Consider the following 14,359-nt stretch of genomic DNA (forward strand, 5'->3'; position numbering starts at 1 on the left):
GGAGCCGGGGCCTGTTGTGTGCCGCGCGCCTGTTGCCGCGACACGCCGGGACGATGCGCGCGCGGTGGGATGAGGGGCGCGCGGTGGGATGGGGGGGCACGCGGGCGCGGGCCCGCCCGCTACGAGCCCAGGGAGCGCAGGGTCTTCTTGGCCTCGGCCAGCTCGCGCGCGAGCTCCTCGACCCGCCGTTCCGCCTGCGCCCGCGCCGACACCAGCACGGCGTCCACCGCCTTCGACGCCGCCGGAACCCCCAGCGCATCGACCGCCTGCACCACGGACTCGGCACGCACCGGAACCGGCTTGCCGGACCGTGCGCCGCCGCCGACCACGGTGACCGCCCACTCGTGCGGAGCGCCCGAGGCGGCGCCTTCGATGGTCACGGTCACCGACGCGGGCCCGCGGCCGCGCGGCCTGCGCCGGGGCTCCGCCGCAGCGGGGGCCTTCGCCCGGCCGGACCCCGCCGGCGCGGACGGCTCCCGCTCCGGCGCAGAGGATTTCGCCGGGGCCGCTGTTCTCGCCGGCGCAGCGGGTGTGGCCGGCGCGGTGGCCGCCTTCTTCGCCGGGGCCCGTTGCGCGGGCGCCTTCTTCGCCGGGGCCCGTTGCGCGGGCGCCTTCTTCGCCGGGGCCGCAGGCGCTGTGCGCGTCATGCGGAGCTCGTCGGCCTCGTAGGGCAGCTCGTCGTCTATCCGGCGCGGCTTGACGGTCACGGTCTTGCCGTCGATCGATTGCACCTTGGCCGAGGCGCCGGCCGGTACGTCGAGGCTGGGAATGGGGTCCCGCAGATACACCGTCGGCCTCTTGCCGTCCGCCAACGCCGCACGAAGCGCGTCGAGGTCGCCGTCGGTGAGCGAGGCCGCCGCGGTGGCGGCCGAGCGCGTTGCCATTGTGCCTGTTCCTTCCGATGCCGGGGTCGGTGCCGGTGCCCGCGATATGCGGCGTCCGTCTCCGTGGTGCAGCCCGAGCCATGATAGGCATCCGAAGCGACATCCTCGTCCGCCGCAGGCGGTCATCGACGGTGGTCGGCCGAAATCGGCGTGGCCTCGGCGATAGGATCGAACGGCCCGGAGCCGAATGGACCGACAGCGCGGAAGGGAACGCAGTGGCACGTCAACAAGGCCCTTCGCGGTCCGGCGATGCATCAGGCCCGCCCGGGCCGGCCCCCGACGCGCCTGCGTCCGGTATGCCCGATCCCGACGAGCCCGCCGGGTCCGACAGCAGCCGCGCCCTGTCGCGTGAGGCCGCCCGCGCCCGCGCCCGCGCCGCCGAATCGTTGGCGCCGCCCAGCGTCGTCGACGCCACCCGCAAGGCCATCGAGGTGTCGCTGCTGGGCGGCGAACGCAAGTACGACCGCTACGAGGTCGCCGAGTTGGCCGACGTGCCGGTGGAGCGCTGCACCGAGCTGTGGACCGCCATGGGCTTCGCGATCCCCTCCGACCCGGACGCCGCGAACTACACCGACTCCGACGTCGCCGCGCTGCGCGTGCTCAAGCGCCTCACCGACTCCGGCGTGCTCCGGTCCGACGTGATCGCGCCGATCTCCCGCGCCACCGGCCAGGCCATGTCCCGGCTCGCCGAGTGGCAGGTGTCGTTGGTGACCGAGTTCGTGCTCCACGCGCTGATGGAGAACCGTCGCTATCCGGGCAAATGGCCCGGTGCCCCCGCGTCCGATTCGGCACGCACCCCGGAGACGGACCCCGGAACGGAACCGTTCGACGAGGAGACCGTCACCTCCATCGTGGTGCAGACGGCGGATGCGCTCCTGCCGATGATCCGCGACTTGCAGGACCATGTGTGGCGGCGGCATCTGGCCGCCACCTCCGAGCGCATCCTGCTGCGCACCCGCGAGGGCGACGACAGCCGTCCGTTCGCCGTCGGCTTCGCCGACATGGTCGGCTACACGCACCTGACCCGGCGGATCGACATCACCGACCTGGCGGCGCTGCTGGACGAGTTCGAGTCGATCTGCGCACGGGTCATCGCCGAGCACCACGGGCGCATCATCAAGAACGTCGGCGACGAGGTCATGTTCACAGCCGACGACGCCGACACCGCCGCGCTCATCGGCGTCGCGCTCCAGGACGCCATCGGCGAGGCCCGTACGCTGCCGAAGATCCGCGTGGGCATGGCCTACGGCGACGTGCTGGTGCGCTACGGCGACGCCTACGGCGCCGTGGTGAACATCGCCGCCCGCCTCACCGGGGCGGCGCGGCCGGGCACCGTGCTGGTCGACGAGTCGCTGGCGCAGCAGCTCACCCCGCCGAACGGCCTGTCCACCCGCATGATCCGGCCGGTGAAGGTGCACGGATACTCACGGCTGCGCGCACGGCAACTGCGCAGGAAGACCCGGTGGGTGCGTTCCGACGGCGAGCGTTCCGCGCGCGGCGGCCGATCCGACGACGACAGCGACGAATGATCACCGGACAGTCGGCGGGTTGCCGCCGGATAGTCTCGGCGCATGACCCAACCTGTTGCTGTGGCCTCCGGGAGCATCGAGTGGTCGCTGGGGGTGGACGCCAAGGTCACTCTGCTGTGCGCAGGGTTGATCTTCCTGTGGGCGCTGGCCCTCGGGGTGTGGAAGTACCGGCAGATGGCCGTATCGCCCACCCACCTGGCCCACCCCTACGTCGACATCGCCCATCGCGCGGCACTGATGTACTCGTTCGCGACGTTGCTGCTGGCGGTGTTCGCCGAGCTCAGCGCATGGCCGACCGCGGTGAATCTCGTCGCCGCGCTGGTCGTCATCGCCTTCTTCGTGGCCGCGATCGGCAGCTACGTGGTCCACGGCGTCCTGCGGGACACCGACAACCAGTTCTCCCACCCCGTCCGCGGCACGCACGCGTTCATGCTGGCGCTCATCGTCGGCGAGATCGGCGGCACCGCAGTGCTGGTCGCGGGGTTCGTCGCCGACTGGGCGTGATCACGCGGCCGCCTCAGTCGCCGTCGGTCTCGAGCCCGCCCTTCTCCGTGATGGGCTGGTCGATCCGGGAGTTGTCGGCGACCTCGGTGATCACCCGGCGTGCCTCGTCGACGGTCGCGTCGTCCGGCGCCTTGAGCGTGGATTGCAGCAGCATGCCGACGCAGTGGGTGGAGCTGAGCTGGATGCTCGAGTAGTACTGGACGTACCGGTATTCGACACCGTCGATCTCGCGCGTGGATTCTCCGAGCTTGCGGTGGTCGCCCAGGCCGCTGCCGGCGTCGTCGATGGAGTCGAAGTCGATGGGGTCGCGCTGCGCCTTGAGCATCGATTCCACCTTGTCGCACGGGGTGATCTCGGTGAACTGCGCGGTGATGGCCGCGCCCTGCTGCGCCTGGGCGGCGAAGGTCGACCGCGCCGCGTCGTCGCCCGCGACCTTGCCGCCCAGTTCCTCCGGGATGCGCGAGCGGTCCAGCAGTGCGTAGGTGACGCCGCTCTGTCCGGTGGCCTCGGCCGGGTCCGACGGCAGGAAGTCGTTCTGATTGATCATGCTCCAGCCCTGCGGCACGAACATCTCGATCCGCTTGTCGGTGCCGAAGCCGAGGGGCCGGTACTCGCCGTCCGGCGCGGGCGCATCCCCGCCGGACCCGCAGCCCGCCAGCACCGCCGCGGCGAGGACACCACCTAGTGCGGCGACGCTCCGTTTCACGGCGATCCTTCCTGCAGGGGCTGCACCCGCGGGCCGGCCGTCGCGGACGCGCCGCACCGACCGCCCGGGCTCGGGTATCCAGGCTAGAACAGGGTGAGCTCTTCGTTCTCGGGGGCGGCGAACAACGCCGGCTGGTCGGGCTGGTCGATGCGCGCCGGGGCCACAGCCTCGGTGGTCTCGGGCTCGGGCAGGGCCGTCTCGGCGGTCTCGGGCTCGGGCGTCTCGGTGGACTCGGGCTCGGGCGCGGCCGCAGCGTCACCGAATCGATCCGCCCCGGGGGCGGGCGTCGCCACGATCTTGCCGTCACGCGCAGCCCGGGCCGCCTTGCCGGCCAGCGAATCCGCCATTTCGTTGAACTCGTTGCCCACGTGGCCGCGCACCCAGCGGAACCGCACCGGGCCCGGGCGTTCCGCGATGGCGGCGTCGATGGCCCGCACCAGCTCGACGTTCTTGACCGGGGTTCCGCCGGCGGTCTTCCATCCGCGGCGCTTCCATCCGGGCAGCCACTCGGTGGAACACTTGATGGCGTACTGCGAGTCCGACTCGATCATCAGCGGCTCATCACCGGGGTGTGCACTGATCGCCTCGAGGACCGCGCGCAACTCGGCGATCTGATTGGTGCCCTCCGCGGCCCCGCCGGAATGCGCACCGCCGCGATGGTCCACCCATGCCCAGCCGATGGCGCCACCAGGGTTCTTCAGGCAGGACCCGTCCGTGCTGACCATGATCACGCACCAGACCATACGTTCGCATCCCGCGTGTGGCCACCCCTCCACGCCGCAACCCTCCGCGACATGCATCACAGCGAGGCACACGCGTTTCGGTTCGACGACACCCTGCCGGGGTTCGCGCCCGAAGTTCGAGCGCGAAGCCAAGTGCCCCGCCCTCAAGAATGGCCGAGGCGCGGCCCGGTGACCCGGGCCGCGCCTCGGCATGCTGCGCAGAGAGCCGGCTACTGCGTGGTGACCACCCGCGTGCCGCCTGCCATCTCGTCGTGCTTGCCCTGCTTGGTGGGGCTGCTGTTGATCGTCACCGCGATGATGATGACGATGACGAGCATGGCGATGTCGATGATCCAACTGATGATCGTGCCGATGATCGGAATGATGCCGATGATCATCCCGATCGACCCGAGCACCACATAACCATTGCGGCGCAGCGACTCCTGTGTCGTCGGATTGCCACCGGACGCCCCCACCACTCTCAGGTGCAGGAGCTGCTTGCCCAGGGTCTGCCCCTTCGTCGTCTCGAACCACACGAAGTAGGCGGTCCATGCGAAGGCGAAGACGATCGCGATGATGGCGGAGACAACCCAGTAGCCGATGCCCGGGGAAGTGTTGTCGAGCAAGGCCTGCCCCACGCCGAATGCGGCACCGACGATCATCTGGACGATGAGCATCGGGATGCCGATGATCAGGCTGTCGATGATGCGCGCACCGAACCGCGGCGCCAGCCCGCCCGGCGTGCCGCCGCCGCTCATCTGGTTGGCGCCGGTGGGATAGGCCTGGTAGCCGCCGGCCGGCGGGGGCGGCGGATAGGCGTTGCCGTACCCGGACGGCGAACCGTAGTCCGGGGAACCGTAAGGCTGGGAACCGTATGGTTGGGCGCCGTAGTCCGGGGAGCCGTATTCGGGTGCACCGTACGGCGCGGCCCCGTACTGGCCGCCCCCGTATTGCCCGCCGTCGGCGCCGCCCGGGTCACGCGTCCCGTCGTCGCCTTCCGGCCGCTGGTCGCCGGGTCCTGTCGTCATCGGCAGCATCCTTCCGCAATGTGTCCCTCAGCACAGGGAGTTGCTGAGGACACTACCGGCAGCGCGGGGCCGATGCCATGGAGGACACACCGCGACGGTCCTGCTCACCCGCGCGGACGCAACCCCCGCAGCGTCCGCGAGCAGAGGACGCCCACCAGCAGTGCCGCCCCGAGCCCGGTCATCACCAGGCCGACGCGGTGGAATCCGGCGTCGTCGATGGCGCCGCCCATGCAGATCTCGATGATGACGGCCGCGATGTTGGCCGCGATGTACTGCAGCGTCCGGTACATTCCGAGCGCCACCCCCACCTCTTCCGTGGTGGTGACGGCGTTGACGATGTTCTGGTTGCCGATGTTGTTGAACGAGTTGGGTACGCCGAGGATCATGGCGATGCCAATGATGGCCGCGATCGTCACCGTCGAATCCGCCACCGTCGCCAGCAGCGCACCACCGACGACGAGGCCCACGGTGCCGATGAGCAGCGCCGGCCGCGGTCCGTGGTCGGTGTAGACGCGGGTGGCCGTGACGGTGGAGGCGATGCTCACGAGCGCCAGCGGCAGCATGATCAGCCCCGCGTGACCGGCGTCCATGCCTCGCCCGCCCTGCAGCCACTGCGGCAGCCCGAAGTACACCAGGTAGAAGGCGGTATAGGTGACGGTGGTGCGGCCGAGGGTCATCGCCAGCGGCCGGTTGCGGAGCATGGCGCGCACGTCGATGAAGGGTTCGGGCGCCCGCAGCTCCCGCCACACCAGCAGCCCGCCCGACACCAGCGCCACCGGCAGGAACGCCCACTGCGGCCGCTCCGCCAGCGACAGCAGGAACACCATCGTCGTGGTGATGCAGACGAGGAACAACGCCGTGCCGGGCAGGTCCATCCGGCGCAGTACGGCGCGCGCCCCGGGGTGCTCGCGGGGCACGTCCGGCGGGGCGACGCGCAACACCCACAGCCCGGTCAGCGCCGCCATCGGCAGGTTGACCCACATGATCGCCTGCCAGCCGAAGACGGTGGTGAGCAGCCCGCCCAGGGTGGGCCCCAATGCCACCATCGACTGCGAGCACACCGTGAGCACCGCGAGCGCCGTCCGCGTCTCCGCGCTCTTCTCCGCCGCCACCCGGCGCACGATCATCATGGCGGTGGGGTACTGCGTGGCGGTGCCGACGCCGAGCAGCGCCCGCGCCACGATCAGCCAGGTCAGCGAGGGGGCCAGCGCGCCGAACACCGACGACGCCGCGATGATCGCCAGCCCCGTCAGATACATCCTGCGGGGGCCGAACAGCGCGCCGAGCCTGCCGGCCGCCGGCGAGACCACCGCGGTGGCGATGTACATCCCGGAGATCACCCAGGCGGTGCCCTCGAAGGTGCCGAAGTCGTGGGCGATGGCGATGACGGCGACCGCGATCATCGACGAGTTCAGCGGCTGCAGCATCGAGCCGGTGCCGAGCCCCGTCGAAAGGGGCAGGGGCACCCGCGTGCGTTCCGGCGCCGTGGTGGCGCGCGAAGAGTTCCGCTTCATCACACTCCCAGGGCACCGATGCTGCGCAGGGTCAGCACTTCGCGGCGTGCGCGCGCCGCCCTGCGCGTGCCACGATCTCCACTATGACCCACGGTTCCCGCAGCGGATGGTCCGCCCCGTCGTCGCGGGGGCTCGGCACGCTGATCGTCATGGGCGTGTCGGGGTCGGGCAAGACGACGGTGGCCGCGCTGCTGGCCGAGCACCTGGGCCGGCCGATGCTGGAGGGCGACGACCTGCATTCGGACGATGCGGTGACGAAGATGGGTTCGGGGCACGCGCTCACCGACGCCGACCGGTGGCCGTGGCTGCGGCGGGTCCGCGCCTGGATCCTCGCCTCCGCCGCCGACGGCGCGCCCGGCGTGGTGGCCTGCTCCGCTCTCCGGCGCACCTATCGGGACCTGCTGCGCGGCGCGGACGGCGGGCGTGAGCCGGGGCCGGCCCCTGTGCTCTTCGTCCACCTGCACGTCGGCCGCGCGGAGCTGCACCGGCGACTCGAGGCACGCGAGGGGCACTACATGAAGGCCCCGATGCTCGACTCGCAGCTCGCCACGCTCGAGCCGCCGACCGCCGACGAGCCCGCGATCACCGTCGACGCCGCAGGCACTCCCGGGCGGATCGTCGACGAGATCCTCCGGCGGCTCGACGCGCGGTGACCGCCTGAGCGCACCAATCCCGTGGGCGCGCCGTCAGCCCGCGGGCGGCTCCCCAGCGCGCGGGCCGACTGGCCGCCCGGTCGCGAGCCGATCCGCCACCAGCGCGCCCGTCAACAGCCCACCCGCGAGCGGCGCGACTTCCAGCGAATCGGTCATCCGCAAAGCCCAGGTGAAACAGCCCGCGCGGCGCTGATCGGCCCGCGAGCTCTCCAAGCGCCCGCGAAGCGCAGACCGGCTCGCGCACGACACCCGTCCGCCGCTCACCACCCGGGCACCGGCGGTTTGACCCACATGATCCGTTCTTCGGGGTGGGCGCGCGCCGCCTCGTCACGGCCCGGATTGCGCTCGGCCCAGTCCTGCTTGCGCTCGAGCAGCTCCACCGTCGCGTCCCACGTGGCGCGCGAGCTCGGCGGGTGCACGCCGGCGGCCCGCGCGAAGCGGCGCAGCGTCGCCTCGTCCAGAGCGGCCAGCTCCCCGGCCGCGATGCGCCGGTCCCACGCGTACCGCGCGAGCGCGACGGCCTTCTCGTGCCGGCGGCGCCGGGCGAGCTCACTGTGCGCGAAGCCGTCCGGATCATCCACGCGTCCACACTATCCTCGACTGCCCGGCGATGTCGCTGATCACACCACTCACCTGGCCTTTGTCGGTACTTGTCGGTGGCGGGGCGCAGGGTGGAGCAAACTGATGTTCGCATCGCGCGCAACCCGCTCCGCGATACGCACCGACGGGCGGCCCGCCGGTACCGGCAGCTGCACCGCGCAATGTTCCACCGCTCACGGAAGAGGCCCCATGAACACCTGGTCCGACCAGCCCGTCTGCGCGTTCGATCTGGAGACCACGGGCCCCGATCCCCTGTCGGCGCGGATCGTGACGGCGTGTGTCGCCATGCTCTCGCCCGCGCCCCGCACAGGGCCCGCCGCGAGCGTCCCGGCCCCGGATTCGGTCCGGACGTGGCTGGTCGACCCGGGCATTCCGATCCCGGCGGGCGCCACCGCCGTCCACGGGGTCAGCACCGAGGCCGCCCGGGCCGGCGGGGCCGAATACCGTTCCGGCTACACCGAGATCCGCGACGTGCTGCAGCAGGCATGGGAGGCGGGCGCGGTGGTGGTGGCGTTCAACGCCAGCTTCGACCTCACCCTGATGGACGCCGAGGGTCGCCGCCAGGGGTTCCCGCCGCTCGCGCCCGCCCTGGTCGCGGATCCGTACGTGATCGACCGTGAGATGGACCGGTACCGCAAGGGCAAGCGGACCCTCGGCGACGTGTGCCGGCACTACGGGGTGCGGCTGGACAATTCGCACGAGGCCCGGGCGGACGCCGTCGCCGCCGCGCATCTGCTGACCGCGCTGGTGCACAAGTATCCGGACCTGCGCACCCTCGACATCGTCGCCGAGCAGACCCGCTGGCACGCCGAACGCCAGCGGAGCTTCGCCGAGTACCTGGTGCGCGTCGGCCGCGACGCCGCCGACGTCAACGGCGAGTGGCCGATCCGCCGCGCCGCCTGACGGCATCCGGCCCGCCCCGCCTGCCCGCCGCTACCCCAGCAGGTGCGTGTACCGCGGCGCGTGCTCGGGCACGATCAGCCCGCCCAGCAGCAGGCGCAGCTGGGCGGCGCAGTATTCGCCGAGAGTCCACCGGGGCGAGAAGTGCCAGCGCTTGAGCGCCCACGCGTGGGCGAGCATCATCGCGTCGAAGGTCACCAGGTCCACGTCGACGTCGGCGACGGCGCCGGCCCGAATCGCGTCGGCCAGCGCGCCGCGCAGCGGTGCCGCCGTGGAGATCTCGAGCTCCTTGATGCGGGCGCGCCCCGCGGGGGTGAGCGTGCGGCTCTCCCGGTAGGTGAGCACCACGGCGTCCAGGTTCTCGTCGACGATCTCCACATACCGGCGGAATCCGGCGGCGAACCGCTCCACCGGGTCGTCGCCGGCGCCGGCCATGGCGGGTTCGAGCATGTCCTGGAACGCGTCGAGGATGCCGACGATGGTGCCCAGCAGCACGTCCTCCTTGCCGCCGAAGTATTTGTAGATCAGCCCCACGCTGACCTGCGCTTCGTCGGCGAGCGCCTGCATGGACATCTGGTGGAACCCGGTGCGTTCCATCACCCGCACCGCGGCGTCGAGGATCTGCCGGCGCCGCGAGCTCACCCGCACGGCGCGCACCGCCTCATCGACGGCCGCCGGACCGGTCTCCGTCGTGCGTGCCATCGCCTCCGCGCCTCCTTCCACCGCTCACTGTGTTTCCGCCGCTCACCGCGTCGCTCCCGCCCCGCTATAGTCCCAGGTCCTTGGCGACGATCGTCTTCATGATCTCGGTGGTGCCACCGTAGATGGTCTGGATGCGGGCATCGACGAACGCCCGGGACACGGGGTATTCGCGCATGTACCCGTAGCCGCCGTGCAGTTGGAGGCAGCGGTCGGCGACGCGCACCTGCAGCTCGGTGGTCCACCATTTGAGCCGCGCCGCCCGCCCCGCGGTGAGCTCGCCGCGCACGTGGGCGGCGATGCAGTCGTCGAGGTAGGTGCGCGCCAGGTCCAGCTCGGTGGCCAGTTCGGCCAGCACGAACCGCGTGTTCTGGAACCGCGCGATCGGCGCGCCGAAGGCGGTGCGTTCCTGCACGTAGTCGAGGGTCTGCTGCAACACCCCCTCCGCGGCGGCCACCGCGCCGACGGACAGGGACAGCCTCTCCTGCGGCAGGTTGTGCACGAGCATCCCGAAGCCGTCGCCCTCGGCACCCAGACGGTTGGCCGCAGGCACCCGCATGTTCTCGAACGCCAGCTCGCTGGTGTCCTGCGCGTGCAGCCCGATCTTGTCCAGGTTGCGGCCGCGCACCAGGCCCGGCGTGTCGCCGTCGACGACGAGCAGGGTGAGCCCGCCGTGGCGGTCGTCGCCGGTGCGCACCGCCACGACGAACAGGTCGCCGTTCTGCCCGTTGGAGATGAACGTCTTCGCCCCGTCCACCACGTAATCGTCGCCGTCGCGGACCGCGCTGGTGCGGATGCCGGCCAGGTCGCTGCCGGCGCCGGGTTCGGTCATCGCGATGCCGAGGATGGTCTCGCCGGTGACGACGCCCGGCAGCCAGCGGGCCTGCTGCGCGGCGTCGGCCTGGTCGGTCAGATACGGCAGCACCACATCGTTCTGCAGGGACAGCCCGATGGCGCAGGCCGCCGCGCCCACCCGGGCCACCTCGTCGATGACGATGGCGTTGTAGCGGTAGTCGCGGACGCCGGGGCCGCCGCAGGACTCGGGCACGGAGAACCCGAGCATGCCCTGCCCGCCTGCCCCGGTGAAGAACTCCCGGGGCAGGGTGGCGGCGTCCTCCCACGCCTCCTGCCGGCCGGCCACCGCGTCGCGCACGTATCCGCGGACGGCCGCCCGGAAGTCGCGGTGCTCGTCCGCCTCGCCCAGCCGTGTCGACGGAATCGACTGCGCCGCAGCCGGGTCGGTGATCGTGCCCATCACGCGTCTCCGTCTCCGCCGCCGGTCCGGGTGAAAAGCCCCTGTGCCATGTCGTCGCGAGCCGTGGCAGTCGCCTTGTAGTGCAGCTTCTTTCCGGTGGCCGACACCGGCAGCGCGTCCACCATCCGGTACGCCCGGGGCCGCTTGAACCGCGAGAGCATCGGGTGCGTGCGGCAGTGCGCATCCAGCGCGTCGGCCGCCGCCCGCCCGTCCTCCGGCAGGCCCGCGCCCGCGCGGGGGACGATGTAGGCGACGACCAGCTGGCCCCACGTGTCGTCGGGCACGCCCACCACGAGCGCGTCGGCGACGCCCGGGTGCTCGCACAGCGCGGCTTCGACGCCCACCGGGTGCACGTTCTCTCCGCCGGAGAGCAGCATGTCGTCGCGGCGGCCGACGATCGTCACGTATTCGCCGTCGTCCCAGGTGGCCAGGTCGCCGATGTGCAGCCAGCCGTCGTGGAACTTGGCCGCGTCCTGCTCGGGGTTGGCCGAGTACTGGCCGGCGCTCTTGGGCGAGCGGACGATCACCTCGCCCACCTCCCGGCCGTCCCGGGCCACGGTCTCGTGCGGCTGGGCGGGCCGGTCGTCGAACAGCTTGACGACGGCCACGTCGTCGTCGATGCACGCCCGTCCCGCCGTGCCCGCCATCTCCGGCAGGTCGACGGGCCGCAGGAAGGTGTTCCAGAAGCCCTCGGTGCTGCCGTAGCCGTTGAAGATCCGCGGGTGCAGCAGACGCTGGTACCGAAGGGCCGCCTCGCGGTCCAGCGGGGAGCCCATCGTGACCACCCCGCGCAGGGTGGACAGGTCGCGGGCCCTGGCCTCCTGCGCGTCGGAGAGCATCGCCAGGTTGGTCGGCGCGCCGATGAGGAACGTGAGCCCCCGTGATGCGACAAGGTCCAGCACCGTATCGGCGTCGAAGGTGCGCAGCGGCACCACGGAGCCGCCCACGTAGAACGACGGGTTGGGGCCCGCGCAGTACAGCCCGCCGCGGTGGAACCACGGCGACATGTTCAGCGTCGCGTCCTCGGGCGCGAGGGGGAACTGCATGATCACGTCGTGCGCGCTGAAGATCTCGATGGCGCTGTTCATCGGCACCCCCTTGGGCATGCCGGTGGTGCCGGAGGTGTAGAGCCGCGTCGTCTCCTCCCAGATCGTCCGGTCCACCTGCGGCACAGGGCCCGTCGATGCGGCGACGTCGTCGAAGCGCACCACGCGTGCGCCGTCGGGGGCCGCGATCGGCTCGCCGGGCCCCACCGCCACGATGGTCTCGGGGACGTGGCCGCTGCGGTTCAGCGCTTCCGCCGACATGGCGGCGTTCGCGCTGTCGTAGAAGAACACCCGCGGCCGGTTGTGGGTGAGGATGTAGGAGGTCTCGCCGGAGGCCAGGCGGAAGTTCATCGGTGAGCCGACGGCGCCGGCGACCTGGGTGGCCAGGTAGAGCTGCGCGAACTCGGGGCCGTTGAACAGCTGGTAGGCCACCACGTCGCCGCGGCCCACGCCCAGCTCGGCCAGGCCCGCCGCCAGCGCGTCCACCGCCGCGCCCAGTTCGCGGTAGGTCCACGTGCGGCCCGACGCGGGATCGTCGATGGCGGTCCTGCCCGCGAACCGCCGGACGTTGCGCCGGAACCCGTTGATGTAGGTGAACGCGTTCTCGAAATAGGTGCGGTACGCCAGCGCGTCGTATGCTCCGTCCCCCGCCGACTGTGACTGTGACTGTTGCGCGGTTGCCATCGTGCTCGCCTCTCTCTACCCGGCCATGGTGAGGCCGCCGCTGACGCTCAGCGTCTGGCCTGTGATGTAGGAGGTCTCGGGCGAGACGAAGAACGTCGCCGCGGCCGCGACCTCCTCCGGCTGCGCGAGCCGGCGGAACGGGATCGCCTTGACCAACGCTCCCTGCAGCTTCTCCGGCAGCGACCCGAACAGCGGGGTGTCCGTGGGGCCGGGGCACACGCAGTTGACGGTGATGCCGGCACGCGCCATCTCGCGGGCCAGCGACTTGGTCAGCGCGATGACCCCGCCCTTGGCGCCCGCGTAGATGGTTTCGCCCGCGCTGCCGACGCGCCCGGCGTCGCTGGCCAGGTTGACGACGCGGCCGTGGCCGGCCTCGGACATGGTGGGCAGGAACGCGCTGCACATGTTGACCGGGCCCAGGTAGTTGATGGCCGTGACCTTCTGCGCGAACTCCGCGTCCGCCTCGAGGAACGGCGCGATACGGTCCCAGCCGGCGGCGTTGATGAGGATCGTGGGCACGCCCACCTCGGCGAGCACCCTGTCCCGCAGGGCGTCGACCCGGGCGCGGTCGGCGATGTCCACGCCCATCACCGTGATCCGGTCGGGGTGGTGTTCGGCCGTCGCGGCGGAGCCGGCCTCGTCCAGGTCGGCGGCCACCACGCGGGCGCCCCCGGCCGCGAGCCGCAGCGCGATGGCGCGGCCGATGCCCGAGCCCGCGCCGGTGACGACGGCGATATCGGTGCTGTTCCCCCCGGTGCTGTTCCCGCCGGCCATCACTTCGCCTCCTCGGCATCCGCTGCCGCAGAAGGGAACCGCGGCGCACGCTTTTCGCGCAGCGCGGCGGCGCCCTCGACGACGTCGGGCGTCATGAAGCTGAGCATCTCGTAGGCGGCGGACTGGTCGAAGATGGGACCGGCGTCGCGCACCCAGCTGTTCAGCGCACGCTTGGTCCACCGGATGGCCTTCTGCGAACCGCTGCCGAGCACGTCCGCCACGCGCAGCGCCTCGTCCAGCACCTGGTCGCGCGGGAGCGCCTTGGAGACCAGGCCGATGCGCTCTGCCTCCGCGCCGGTGACCATCTCGCCGGTGAGCAGGTAGTACTTGGCCTTGGCCAGGCTGGCGAGCAGCGGCCAGATGATGGCGGCGTGGTCGCCGGCCGCGACGCCCAGCTTGACGTGGCCGTCGCCGATCTTCGCGTCCTCGGCGACGATGGAGATGTCCGCCAGCAGGCCCACCACGGTGCCGGCGCCCACGGCGACGCCGTTGATCGCGGAGACCACCGGCTTGTCGCAGTTGACGATGCCGTAGACCATCTCGCTCATCTCGTCGAGCATGTGCGCGACGGCGTCGTGGTCGCCGGCCATGCGCTCGACCATCGCCAGGTCGCCGCCCGCCGAGAACGCCTTGCCCGCACCGGTGACCACGACGGCGCGCGTCTGCGGGTCCTTCGCGACGTCGTGCCACACCCGGGCGAGCTCGCCGTGCATCTCCTCGTCGGTGGCGTTGTACTTCTCCGGCCTGTTGAGGGTGATGAGCAGGACGCCGTTGTCCCGTCGCTCGAAGGTGAGCTGCTGATAGTCGGTGTAGTCCATGGTGTCCCTTCCTGGTCCGCCGATCTCCGACCCGTTGCGCGGC

The 14,359-nt window shown here is 71.6% G+C and carries 16 protein-coding genes; 4 read left to right on the top strand and 12 right to left on the bottom strand.

Annotated features, from left to right (window positions below):
* Nucleotides 1-119 precede the first annotated feature (119 nt).
* Nucleotides 120-884 (bottom strand): hypothetical protein, encoded by a 765-nt coding sequence (locus tag H4F70_RS18265; RefSeq protein ID WP_182358245.1) that lies wholly within the window; start codon nt 882-884, stop codon nt 120-122.
* A 296-nt stretch (nt 885-1,180) separates the two neighbouring features.
* Between H4F70_RS18265 and H4F70_RS18270 the strand changes: the two genes are divergently transcribed.
* The gene (locus tag H4F70_RS18270; protein WP_182358246.1) at nt 1,181-2,413 is read left to right on the top strand and encodes an adenylate/guanylate cyclase domain-containing protein; all 1,233 of its coding nucleotides are present in this window, start codon (nt 1,181-1,183) and stop codon (nt 2,411-2,413) included.
* Nucleotides 2,414-2,455: 42 nt separating this feature from the next.
* Entirely contained in the window at nt 2,456-2,917 is a 462-nt protein-coding gene (locus H4F70_RS18275; protein ID WP_182358247.1) for a hypothetical protein, read from the top strand.
* Between the two features lie 13 nt (nt 2,918-2,930).
* Here the strand turns inward: H4F70_RS18275 and H4F70_RS18280 are convergent, their stop codons facing one another.
* The 4 genes from H4F70_RS18280 to H4F70_RS18295 form a co-directional block, all read right to left on the bottom strand.
* Nucleotides 2,931-3,623, bottom strand: coding sequence for a hypothetical protein (locus H4F70_RS18280; protein WP_182358248.1), 693 nt, complete (start codon nt 3,621-3,623; stop codon nt 2,931-2,933).
* 83 nt (nt 3,624-3,706) lie between these two features.
* Nucleotides 3,707-4,354 carry a ribonuclease H family protein gene (locus H4F70_RS18285; RefSeq protein ID WP_182358249.1) on the bottom strand — a complete coding sequence of 216 codons (648 nt, stop codon included), beginning with the start codon at nt 4,352-4,354 and terminating at the stop codon, nt 3,707-3,709.
* A gap of 221 nt (nt 4,355-4,575) precedes the next feature.
* On the bottom strand, nt 4,576-5,373 hold the full coding sequence (locus H4F70_RS20890; RefSeq protein ID WP_268968343.1) for an RDD family protein: 798 nt from the start codon (nt 5,371-5,373) through the stop codon (nt 4,576-4,578).
* 104 nt (nt 5,374-5,477) lie between these two features.
* A complete protein-coding gene (locus H4F70_RS18295; protein WP_182358250.1) occupies nt 5,478-6,887 on the bottom strand; it encodes an MFS transporter in 1,410 nt (469 codons plus the stop codon).
* 83 nt (nt 6,888-6,970) lie between these two features.
* On the opposite strand from H4F70_RS18295, the gene H4F70_RS18300 reads away from it, so the two are divergent.
* Nucleotides 6,971-7,540, top strand: coding sequence for a gluconokinase (locus tag H4F70_RS18300; protein WP_182358251.1), 570 nt, complete (start codon nt 6,971-6,973; stop codon nt 7,538-7,540).
* 33 nt (nt 7,541-7,573) lie between these two features.
* Here the strand turns inward: H4F70_RS18300 and H4F70_RS20895 are convergent, their stop codons facing one another.
* Together H4F70_RS20895 and H4F70_RS18305 are read right to left on the bottom strand one after the other, a co-directional pair.
* Complete coding sequence (locus H4F70_RS20895; protein WP_268968344.1) at nt 7,574-7,696, bottom strand: hypothetical protein; 123 nt, start codon at nt 7,694-7,696, stop codon at nt 7,574-7,576.
* A gap of 104 nt (nt 7,697-7,800) precedes the next feature.
* Nucleotides 7,801-8,121 carry a hypothetical protein gene (locus H4F70_RS18305; RefSeq protein WP_182346387.1) on the bottom strand — a complete coding sequence of 107 codons (321 nt, stop codon included), beginning with the start codon at nt 8,119-8,121 and terminating at the stop codon, nt 7,801-7,803.
* Between the two features lie 208 nt (nt 8,122-8,329).
* On the opposite strand from H4F70_RS18305, the gene H4F70_RS18310 reads away from it, so the two are divergent.
* Nucleotides 8,330-9,043, top strand: a complete 714-nt coding sequence (locus H4F70_RS18310) for an exonuclease domain-containing protein (RefSeq protein ID WP_182358252.1) — start codon at nt 8,330-8,332, stop codon at nt 9,041-9,043.
* 30 nt (nt 9,044-9,073) lie between these two features.
* Here H4F70_RS18310 and H4F70_RS18315 read toward each other — a convergent pair whose 3' ends face one another.
* From H4F70_RS18315 to H4F70_RS18335, 5 genes are all read right to left on the bottom strand, one after another.
* Nucleotides 9,074-9,742, bottom strand: a complete 669-nt coding sequence (locus H4F70_RS18315; protein WP_182358253.1) for a TetR/AcrR family transcriptional regulator — start codon at nt 9,740-9,742, stop codon at nt 9,074-9,076.
* 64 nt (nt 9,743-9,806) lie between these two features.
* Nucleotides 9,807-10,994, bottom strand: a complete 1,188-nt coding sequence (locus H4F70_RS18320; RefSeq protein ID WP_182358254.1) for an acyl-CoA dehydrogenase family protein — start codon at nt 10,992-10,994, stop codon at nt 9,807-9,809.
* Nucleotides 10,994-12,724 carry a class I adenylate-forming enzyme family protein gene (locus H4F70_RS18325; RefSeq protein WP_182358255.1) on the bottom strand — a complete coding sequence of 577 codons (1,731 nt, stop codon included), beginning with the start codon at nt 12,722-12,724 and terminating at the stop codon, nt 10,994-10,996. The genes H4F70_RS18320 and H4F70_RS18325 overlap by 1 nt, the downstream gene beginning before the upstream one ends.
* A 15-nt stretch (nt 12,725-12,739) precedes the next feature.
* Nucleotides 12,740-13,498, bottom strand: coding sequence for an SDR family NAD(P)-dependent oxidoreductase (locus H4F70_RS18330; protein ID WP_182358256.1), 759 nt, complete (start codon nt 13,496-13,498; stop codon nt 12,740-12,742).
* Complete coding sequence (locus tag H4F70_RS18335; RefSeq protein ID WP_182360518.1) at nt 13,498-14,316, bottom strand: enoyl-CoA hydratase/isomerase family protein; 819 nt, start codon at nt 14,314-14,316, stop codon at nt 13,498-13,500. Before H4F70_RS18335 ends, H4F70_RS18330 begins: the two co-directional genes overlap by 1 nt.
* Nucleotides 14,317-14,359: the final 43 nt, after the last annotated feature.

This window comes from Tomitella gaofuii (assembly GCF_014126825.1).
Classification (GTDB): Bacteria; Actinomycetota; Actinomycetes; order Mycobacteriales; family Mycobacteriaceae; genus Tomitella; species Tomitella gaofuii.

What these genes read in the sequence shown, in the direction of transcription:
- H4F70_RS18335 (WP_182360518.1), bottom strand. Translation starts at nt 14,316, where the DNA reads ATGGACTACACCGACTATCAGCAGCTCACCTTCGAGCGACGGGACAAC.
- H4F70_RS18265 (WP_182358245.1), bottom strand. Translation starts at nt 884, where the DNA reads ATGGCAACGCGCTCGGCCGCCACCGCGGCGGCCTCGCTCACCGACGGC.
- H4F70_RS18325 (WP_182358255.1), bottom strand. Translation starts at nt 12,724, where the DNA reads ATGGCAACCGCGCAACAGTCACAGTCACAGTCGGCGGGGGACGGAGCA.
- H4F70_RS18320 (WP_182358254.1), bottom strand. Translation starts at nt 10,994, where the DNA reads ATGGGCACGATCACCGACCCGGCTGCGGCGCAGTCGATTCCGTCGACA.
- H4F70_RS18300 (WP_182358251.1), top strand. Translation starts at nt 6,971, where the DNA reads ATGACCCACGGTTCCCGCAGCGGATGGTCCGCCCCGTCGTCGCGGGGG.
- H4F70_RS18270 (WP_182358246.1), top strand. Translation starts at nt 1,181, where the DNA reads ATGCCCGATCCCGACGAGCCCGCCGGGTCCGACAGCAGCCGCGCCCTG.
- H4F70_RS18310 (WP_182358252.1), top strand. Translation starts at nt 8,330, where the DNA reads ATGAACACCTGGTCCGACCAGCCCGTCTGCGCGTTCGATCTGGAGACC.
- H4F70_RS20890 (WP_268968343.1), bottom strand. Translation starts at nt 5,373, where the DNA reads ATGACGACAGGACCCGGCGACCAGCGGCCGGAAGGCGACGACGGGACG.
- H4F70_RS20895 (WP_268968344.1), bottom strand. Translation starts at nt 7,696, where the DNA reads ATGACCGATTCGCTGGAAGTCGCGCCGCTCGCGGGTGGGCTGTTGACG.
- H4F70_RS18315 (WP_182358253.1), bottom strand. Translation starts at nt 9,742, where the DNA reads ATGGCACGCACGACGGAGACCGGTCCGGCGGCCGTCGATGAGGCGGTG.
- H4F70_RS18295 (WP_182358250.1), bottom strand. Translation starts at nt 6,887, where the DNA reads ATGAAGCGGAACTCTTCGCGCGCCACCACGGCGCCGGAACGCACGCGG.
- H4F70_RS18330 (WP_182358256.1), bottom strand. Translation starts at nt 13,498, where the DNA reads ATGGCCGGCGGGAACAGCACCGGGGGGAACAGCACCGATATCGCCGTC.
- H4F70_RS18275 (WP_182358247.1), top strand. Translation starts at nt 2,456, where the DNA reads ATGACCCAACCTGTTGCTGTGGCCTCCGGGAGCATCGAGTGGTCGCTG.